Source organism: Streptomyces sp. ActVer (assembly GCF_027270795.1).
GTDB lineage: Bacteria > Actinomycetota > Actinomycetes > Streptomycetales > Streptomycetaceae > Streptomyces > Streptomyces umbrinus_A.
Genome location: NZ_JAPWHT010000486.1, coordinates 1 through 7,609, shown reverse-complemented (window position 1 = coordinate 7,609; position 7,609 = coordinate 1). Strand labels below are relative to the sequence as shown.

The following is a 7,609-nucleotide window of genomic DNA, read 5'->3' as shown; positions in this document are numbered from 1 at the left end:
GGGGTTCGGGGGCGGAGCCCCTGAGTAAGGGACGATGGGGGTCCCCCCGCTCGAGCGAAGCCGAGAGTGGGGGAGGGCAGGGGCGGCGGGGGCGAAAAACCCCGCAGCGCCCCCCGACTAACCCAGCCCGGGCCCCCGCACAGGAATAGACGTGAACGTAGGCGCCGGCGCCGGATCCTTGAAGAAGTCGTTGCCCTTGTCGTCGACCACGATGAACGCCGGGAAGTCCTCCACCTCGATCTTCCACACGGCCTCCATCCCGAGCTCCTCGTACTCGACGACCTCGACCTTCTTGATGCAGTCCTGCGCAAGCCGCGCCGCAGGCCCACCGATGGACCCGAGATAGAAGCCCCCGTGGGCCCCACACGCGTCGGTGACCTGCTGAGACCGATTCCCCTTGGCCAACATCACCTTGGACCCGCCCGCCGCCTGGAACTGCTCCACGTACGAGTCCATCCGCCCGGCCGTGGTGGGCCCGAACGACCCGGACGCGTACCCCTCGGGCGTCTTGGCCGGCCCCGCGTAGTACACGGGGTGGTCCTTCAGGTACTGCGGCATCTCCTCGCCCGCGTCCAACCGCTCCTTGATCTTGGCGTGCGCGATGTCCCGTGCCACGACGAGCGGCCCGGAGAGGGACAGCCGGGTCTTCACCGGGAACTTGGTGAGTTCGGCGAGGATGTCGTCCATGGGCTGGTTCAGGTCGATCTCGACGACGTCCGACGCCTCGTCGAGGTGCTCGTCCGTGGTCTCCGGCAGGAACCGCGCCGGGTCGGTCTCCAACTGCTCAAGGAAGACGCCCTCGGCGGTGATCTTCGCGACGGCCTGACGGTCGGCCGAGCAGGAGACGGCGATGGCGACCGGACAGGACGCCCCGTGCCGCGGCAGCCGCACCACGCGCACGTCGTGGCAGAAGTACTTGCCGCCGAACTGCGCCCCGATCCCGATCCGCTGGGTCAGCTCGAAGACCTTCTCCTCCAGCTCCTTGTCCCGGAAGCCGTGCCCGAGCTCGGAGCCCTCGGCGGGGATCTCGTCCAGGTAGTGCGCGGAGGCGTACTTCGCGGTCTTCAGGGCGTACTCCGCGCTCGTACCGCCGACGACGATCGCCAGGTGGTACGGCGGGCAGGCCGCGGTACCCAGGGAGCGGATCTTCTCCTCCAGGAACTTCATCATGGAGGACTCGTTCAGAACGGCCTTCGTCTCCTGGTAGAGGAACGACTTGTTGGCCGAGCCGCCGCCCTTGGCCATGAAGAGGAACTTGTAGGCGCCGCCGTCGGTCGCGTACAGCTCGATCTGGGCGGGCAGGTTCGACCCGGTGTTCTTCTCGTCCCACATGGTGAGGGGGGCCATCTGCGAGTAGCGCAGGTTGAGGTTCAGGTAGGCGTCGTAGATGCCGCGGCTCAGCGCGGCCTCGTCGCCGCCCTCGGTGAGCACGTTCTGCCCGCGTTTGCCCATGATGATCGCCGTGCCGGTGTCCTGGCACATGGGCAGGACGCCCGCGGCGGCGATGTTCGCGTTCTTCAGGAGGTCCAGCGCGACGAACTTGTCGTTGCTCGACGCCTCGGGGTCGTCGATGATGCGCCGCAGCTGCGCGAGGTGCGCCGGCCGCAGATAGTGCTGGATGTCGTGGATGGCCTCGGCGGCGAGCTTGCGCAGAGCCTCCGGCTCCACCTTGAGGAACGTGCGCCCGTCGGCCTCGAAGGTGGAGACACCCTCGGAGGTCACCAGCCGGTAGGGGGTGGTGTCCTCTCCCTGGGGGAGCAGATCGGTGTACGCGAACGCCGGGCTGGGCGGGGGGGAATTATGCGGCATCTCGCCAAATCCTTCATCGACAGACAGCGGCCGGCCTCCATTGGCGGGCGTCCACCAGCGTAGAACCTGCTACCGACACCAGGCTTGTGAGGTAAGGCTCAGTTCGCCGTCCACACCCTCTAGTCGCGATCTATCGCGTTTGGGTACGCTGCTGTCGTGGACCTAGAGAAGCGCACCGCACCCGCACCCGAACTTCGGAAGCAGACCGACCTCCGGGCGTCCGACGCCGACCGCGACCGGACGGCGGACATCCTGCGCGAGGCCCTCGCCGAGGGCCGCCTCACCGCGGAGGAGCACTCCGAGCGGGTCGAGGACGTCTTCCGCGCGAAGACCGTCGGCGAGCTGGAACCACTCGTGGCGGACCTGCCGGTGGCCCACCCGTCCCGCCCGTCGGCGACGTTCGCCCCGGCACCGAACCGCCCCACCCCGGGCACGGTCCCCCCGGTCGCCGAGGAGAACGTGGTGGCGGTGTTCAGCGCGGCCGTCCGCAAGGGCCGCTGGCGCATCGGCCGCCGCACGCACGCGTACGCGATCTTCGGCAGCGTGGAGATAGACCTCAGTGAGGCGGTCTTCGAGCACCAGCAGGTCGTGATCAAGGCGATAGCGGTCTTCGGCAACGTCGAGGTCCGAGTCCCTGAGAACGTGTCGTTGCGCGGCAACGGCGGCGGCGTCCTCGGCAACTTCGAGGTGGACACGCTTGATTCGGTCGACCACGACGCCCCCGTGGTGTACGTGGACGGACTGGCCGTACTGGGAAATATCGAGGCAAAACCCAAGCGGGGCAAGCTGATCGAGGACATCCTCGACCGGGTCGGGGACCGGGTGAACGCCAAGTTGCGCAAACACCTCGGGCATTGACGGTCGCGAATTTCGCGGCGAGCGGAGGGTATTGGTCCAGTAGTGACGGTCCAGTGCCGGTCGGGATCTCCCGCGCTTCGGAACTGAGTGCATAGGCGCGCGTACAGCGGGTAGGCCTTGCTGCATCGTCTCTCGCTCGCGAAGCCGTCGTCAGGAGTAGACCGTGCTGCATCCGCCGCATCAGTCCCTGCAGGTCGCCGCCGTTCCGCCCCAGCCGGCACCGGTGCGCGACAGGGACCAGGACGCCCCTTGGCACACGGAGGCCGTGTGCCGCCGCGACGAGGCCGGGCTGTTCTTCGCGCCCTCGAAAGAACCCACCGCGGCCCGGCTGTCCCGGGAGGAGGCGGCCAAGCGGGTCTGCGCACGCTGTCCGGTGATGGTCGAATGCCGCGAACACGCACTGCTGCAACCCGAGCCGTACGGCGTATGGGGCGGCCTCACCGCCGCCGAGCGCCGAGTGGTCCTGGCCCGGCGCCGCCGCCGCGACCTCGAACTCCAGAAGGCGGCCCGAGCCACCGGAACGATAGCCGCGGCCGGCTGACTCACACGCCGATGGGGCGCCCCTCCGCACAAGGGGCGCCCCGTCGCCGTACAAGAATCACCGCCGCGCTGCGGGTACGCGCCCTGTTATGGGGCGCGGGGCTGTGACATCTTGCGGCTCCGCCGCGGGCGCGGCCAGCCCATACACACCCGCAGATACCCACGGCCCGCAGTGAACGGCGCAGCCGGCGAACCTACTTGGCGCGATCGAAGTCGATCGCGCTATAAGCCCGCAGCTTCGCCAGCCGGTGCTCCGAGTTGATCTGCCGCACCGTCCCAGACTTCGACCGCATCACGATCGAGTCGGTCGTCGCGGTCTCGGGCCGATAGCGAACCCCCCGAAGCAGCTCACCGTCGGTGATCCCCGTCGCGACGAAGAAGACGTTCTCGCCGGAGACCAGGTCGTCGGTGAACAGGACCCGGTCGAGGTCGTGGCCCGCGTCGACGGCCCGGGCGCGCTCCTCGTCGTCCTTGGGCCACAACTTGCCCTGGATCGTGCCGCCCAGGCACTTCACCGCACAGGCGGAGATGATGCCCTCGGGCGTACCGCCGATGCCGAGCAGCAGGTCGATGCCGGTGCCCTCGCGCAGCGCCAGGATCGAGCCCGCGACATCGCCGTCGGAGATGAGCTTGATGCGGGCGCCGGTCTCCCGGATCTCCTTGATGATGCCGTCGTGGCGCGGCCGGTCGAGGATGACGACCGTGACGTCCTCGGGCGTGACGCGCTTGGCCTTGGCGACCCGGCGGATGTTCACGGACACGGGCGCGTTGATGTCGACGAAGTCGGCGGCCTCGGGGCCGGTGACCAGCTTGTCCATGTAGAAGACCGCGGACGGGTCGAACATGGTGCCGCGGTCGGCGGCGGCCAGCACCGCGATCGCGTTCGTCATGCCCTTCGCGGTGAGCGTGGTGCCGTCGATCGGGTCGACGGCGATGTCGCACTCGGGGCCCGTCCCGTCTCCGACGCGCTCCCCGTTGTAGAGCATCGGGGCCTCGTCCTTCTCGCCCTCCCCGATGACGACGACGCCGTTCATCGAGACGGTGGAGACGAGGGTCCGCATGGCCCGTACGGCCGCTCCGTCAGCGCCGTTCTTGTCGCCGCGGCCGACCCAGCGGCCCGCGGCCATGGCGGCGGCTTCGGTGACCCGGACGAGCTCAAGGGCGAGGTTTCGGTCGGGGGCCTCGGACGGGACCTCGAGTTCGGACGGCAAGTGATGCTCGGTCATCGGAGCGCACCTTTCTGATACGACGACGGCCGGATGAGGGTTCGGGCCGACTCTATCCTCAGTCCGACAAAATGAGCAGGGGGGCCCACGGATGAGCAGACCAGTACACCTGCGACGATGGGGGCGTGGCAGGTATGAAAGGCAAGCAGTCGGTCCGGGACATGGTGTTGTCCCTGGGCCTGATCGGCATAGTCGCGGGCTTCATCTACTTCTTCATTCCCAATGACGACTCGGAGCCCCCTCTCAAGCGGGTCGACTACCGCGTGGAGCTCCTCACGGCACGCCGCGCGGCCCCCTATCCGGTGGCGGCGCCCGAGGGTCTGTCCAAGGAGTGGAAGGCCACGTCGGTGCGGTTCCAGGGCGCCGACTTCGACGCGTGGCACCTCGGCTTCCACGACCCCGACGGTGAGTACGTGGCGATCGAGCAGTCGACTCAGAAACCCGTCACGTTCATCGACGACGCGAGCCAGGGCGCCGAGGAGACGAACACGACGCAGCGCATCGGCGAGCGCTCCTGGAAGCGGTACGAGGGCGCGAAGTACGACGCCCTCGTCCTCCGGGAGAAGGGTTCCACGACGGTCGTGACCGGAACGGCGTCCTTCGCGCAGCTGACGAAGATGGCCGAGGCCCTGAAGACGGAGTAGGTCCCGCACGCGTGACGACGGCCCCCGGCATTCCTGCCGGGGGCCGTCGTCACGCGTGCTGCGAGGCTCAGACCGTGGTGATGACCTGGTCGGCCTCAAGGCGCGGGGAGCGCGGGAACCAGGCGTTCTCGCCCGGCTTGCCGATGTTGACCACCATCAGCGGGGTGTGGTCGTCGTCCAGGAACTCCTTCTGGACGCCCGCGAAGTCGAAGCCCGTCATCGGACCGGCGGCCAGGCCGGCGGCGCGGACTCCGATGATGAAGTACGCGGCCTGCAGCGCGGCGTTGACGGTGGCGGCACCCTCACGGGCCGGGCGCTCGGCGAAGAAGACGTCCTTGGCCTGCGGGAAGTGCGGGAAGAGGTGCGGGAGTTCCTCATGGAACTCGTTGTCCGCGGAGAGGATCGCGACGAGCGGGGCGGTGGCCGTCTTCGGCTGGTTGCCCTCGGACATGTGCCGCACCAGGCGCTCGCGGGCCTCGGCGGAGCGGACCAGGGTGATGCGCAGCGGGGACTGGTTGAAGGCGGTCGGGCCGAACTTGACCAGGTCGTAGATCGCCTGCACCTGCTCCTCGGAGACGGGCTCGTCGGTGAAGGCGTTCGCGGTGCGGGCCTGGCGGAAGAGCAGGTCCTGAGCGGTGGGGTCGAGGACGAGGGACATGAATCAACCTTTTCGGGGAGTGCGTCGAACCCTGTGGGGGATCGCCTTGCACTTCCGAAGGTACGTGGATGAAGTTTAGGGTTCAACTAAAACTGGAGCATAGTGATCCGTTTCACAGCCGCGAAGGTTGGCGAAGCGGGTGTGAACGTGAGCGCCAAGGGTGTTTTCGAGGGGGTCTCCCGTGCCTGACAGTCGTGTCTGACGGCCGTCAGACACGGGACCCGGAGCTACTCAGCCGGACCCTGAGCTACTCAGCCGGAGCCGGAGCCGGAGCCGGAGCCGGAGCCGGAGTCGCCGGACGCCTCCTCGGCTTCCTCTCCCGCTTCCGCCCCCGCCAGAGCCGCGTCGAGGCGGGCGCGGGCGCCGTCCAGCCACCGGCGGCACACCTTGGCCAACTCCTCGCCCCGCTCCCACAGGGCGAGCGACTCCTCAAGTGTCGTACCGCCCGCCTCCAGGCGTCGTACGACCTCGATGAGCTCGTCCCGTGCCTGCTCGTACCCGAGCGCCTCGTCCGTCCTGCTGGTCATGCGCCCACCCTAGGGTCTGTCTCGGACATCGACTCGTACCGTGAACTCGCCCTCGGCGACCCTCGCCCGCAGGGACTCGTCCGCCGTCACCTCGTCCGGGGACCGGACCGCGTGACCGTCGGACTTCTGCAGCACCGCGTACCCCCGCTTGAGGGTCGCGGCGGGGGAGAGCGCCACCACGCGCGCGTGCGTGTGCGTCAGCTCCGAGTCGGCGCGGTCGAGGAGGTGCCCGAGCGTGCGGCGGCCGCGGTCGAGCAGCGCGGCGACATGGTCCGCGCGCTCGTCGACCATCCGGTGCGGATCCTCTATCGAGGGGCGGGCCAGCGCGTGGGCGAGGCCTCTCTCCTCCCGGTCGATGAGCGACTGGACGCTGCGGCGGGCGCGGTCGCGCAGGAACTGGACGCGCTCGTACTCCTCGCCGACGTCCGGGACGACCTTCTTCGCCGCGTCGGTGGGGGTGGAGGCGCGCAGGTCGGCCACGTGGTCGAGCAGCGGGTTGTCGGGTTCGTGCCCGATGGCCGACACGACCGGTGTACGGCAGGACGCGACCGCCCGTACGAGCTGCTCGTCCGAGAACGGGAGCAGGTCCTCCACGCTGCCGCCGCCGCGCGCCACGATGATCACGTCCACGTCGTCGAGCGCGTCGAGGTCCTTCACGGCCTGGACGACCTGGGGGACCGCGTGGACGCCCTGCACGGCGACGTTGCGCACCTCGAAGCGGACGGCGGGCCAGCGGTGGCGCGCGTTCTCCAGCACGTCCCGCTCGGCGGCGGAGGCACGGCCGCAGACGAGCCCGATGAGCTGGGGCAGGAAGGGCAGCGGCTTCTTGCGCTCGGCAGCGAACAGCCCCTCACGCGCCAAGGACTTCTTCAACTGCTCAAGCCGGGCGAGCAGTTCACCCACACCCACGGGCTTTATCTCGGCAGCCCGCAACGACAGCTGCCCACGAGGCGCGTACCACTCGGGCTTCGCGAGTACGACGACACGGGCGCCCTCGCTCACCACGTCGGCGACCGCGTCGAACACCTGGCGGTAGCAGGTCACGCTCACCGAGATGTCGTACGACGGATCGCGCAGCGTCAGAAACACCACACCCGCGCCCGGCCGCCGCGACAACTGGGTGATCTGCCCCTCCACCCACACCGCCCCGAGCCGGTCGATCCATCCCCCGATGAGCCGCGACACCTCACCGACGGGGATGGGGGCGTCCGAGGACGTGTTGAGAGCCATGCGGCGAGCGTAGCCGCAGGCTGTGACAGAGCGGTCGTGCGTCGGGGTGAGTTGGTCGGGTGCGGGTCGGTGGGGGCTGATTGCGCAGTTCCCCGCGCCCCTTTTAGGGGCGCGGGG

The 7,609-nt window shown here is 69.1% G+C and carries 8 protein-coding genes; 3 read left to right on the top strand and 5 right to left on the bottom strand.

Annotation, left to right across the window (positions count from 1 at the left end; all coding sequences use genetic code 11):
• Positions 1-117: 117 nt before the first annotated feature.
• Positions 118-1,809 carry a fumarate hydratase gene (locus O3Q52_RS44920; RefSeq protein WP_269654283.1) on the bottom strand — a complete coding sequence of 564 codons (1,692 nt, stop codon included), beginning with the start codon at positions 1,807-1,809 and terminating at the stop codon, positions 118-120.
• Positions 1,810-1,965: 156 nt separating this feature from the next.
• Here O3Q52_RS44920 and O3Q52_RS44915 point away from each other — a divergent pair, with 156 nt between their 5' ends.
• Positions 1,966-2,667 (top strand): DUF1707 domain-containing protein, encoded by a 702-nt coding sequence (locus tag O3Q52_RS44915; protein ID WP_269654282.1) that lies wholly within the window; start codon positions 1,966-1,968, stop codon positions 2,665-2,667.
• A 163-nt stretch (positions 2,668-2,830) separates the two neighbouring features.
• Positions 2,831-3,208: a WhiB family transcriptional regulator gene (locus O3Q52_RS44910; RefSeq protein WP_269654281.1), complete on the top strand. Its 378-nt coding sequence runs from the start codon at positions 2,831-2,833 to the stop codon at positions 3,206-3,208.
• Positions 3,209-3,401: 193 nt separating this feature from the next.
• On the opposite strand, the gene glpX is transcribed toward O3Q52_RS44910, so the two are convergent.
• Positions 3,402-4,433 carry a class II fructose-bisphosphatase gene (gene glpX, locus O3Q52_RS44905; RefSeq protein ID WP_189837419.1) on the bottom strand — a complete coding sequence of 344 codons (1,032 nt, stop codon included), beginning with the start codon at positions 4,431-4,433 and terminating at the stop codon, positions 3,402-3,404.
• 125 nt (positions 4,434-4,558) lie between these two features.
• Between glpX and O3Q52_RS44900 the strand changes: the two genes are divergently transcribed.
• Positions 4,559-5,077, top strand: a complete 519-nt coding sequence (locus tag O3Q52_RS44900; RefSeq protein ID WP_269654280.1) for a DUF4245 domain-containing protein — start codon at positions 4,559-4,561, stop codon at positions 5,075-5,077.
• Between the two features lie 67 nt (positions 5,078-5,144).
• On the opposite strand, the gene O3Q52_RS44895 is transcribed toward O3Q52_RS44900, so the two are convergent.
• From O3Q52_RS44895 to xseA, 3 genes are all read right to left on the bottom strand, one after another.
• Positions 5,145-5,735 (bottom strand): malonic semialdehyde reductase, encoded by a 591-nt coding sequence (locus O3Q52_RS44895; protein WP_269654279.1) that lies wholly within the window; start codon positions 5,733-5,735, stop codon positions 5,145-5,147.
• Positions 5,736-5,986: 251 nt separating this feature from the next.
• Positions 5,987-6,262, bottom strand: a complete 276-nt coding sequence (locus O3Q52_RS44890; protein WP_269654278.1) for an exodeoxyribonuclease VII small subunit — start codon at positions 6,260-6,262, stop codon at positions 5,987-5,989.
• A 9-nt stretch (positions 6,263-6,271) separates the two neighbouring features.
• Complete coding sequence (gene xseA / locus O3Q52_RS44885; protein WP_269654277.1) at positions 6,272-7,492, bottom strand: exodeoxyribonuclease VII large subunit; 1,221 nt, start codon at positions 7,490-7,492, stop codon at positions 6,272-6,274.
• Between the last annotated feature and the right edge of the window lie 117 nt (positions 7,493-7,609).

Bases quoted from the DNA above. Each gene is read 5' to 3' on its own strand.
- O3Q52_RS44920 (WP_269654283.1), bottom strand. From the start codon at position 1,809: ATGCCGCATAATTCCCCCCCGCCCAGCCCGGCGTTCGCGTACACCGAT.
- glpX (WP_189837419.1), bottom strand. From the start codon at position 4,433: ATGACCGAGCATCACTTGCCGTCCGAACTCGAGGTCCCGTCCGAGGCC.
- O3Q52_RS44895 (WP_269654279.1), bottom strand. From the start codon at position 5,735: ATGTCCCTCGTCCTCGACCCCACCGCTCAGGACCTGCTCTTCCGCCAG.
- O3Q52_RS44890 (WP_269654278.1), bottom strand. From the start codon at position 6,262: ATGACCAGCAGGACGGACGAGGCGCTCGGGTACGAGCAGGCACGGGAC.
- xseA (WP_269654277.1), bottom strand. From the start codon at position 7,492: ATGGCTCTCAACACGTCCTCGGACGCCCCCATCCCCGTCGGTGAGGTG.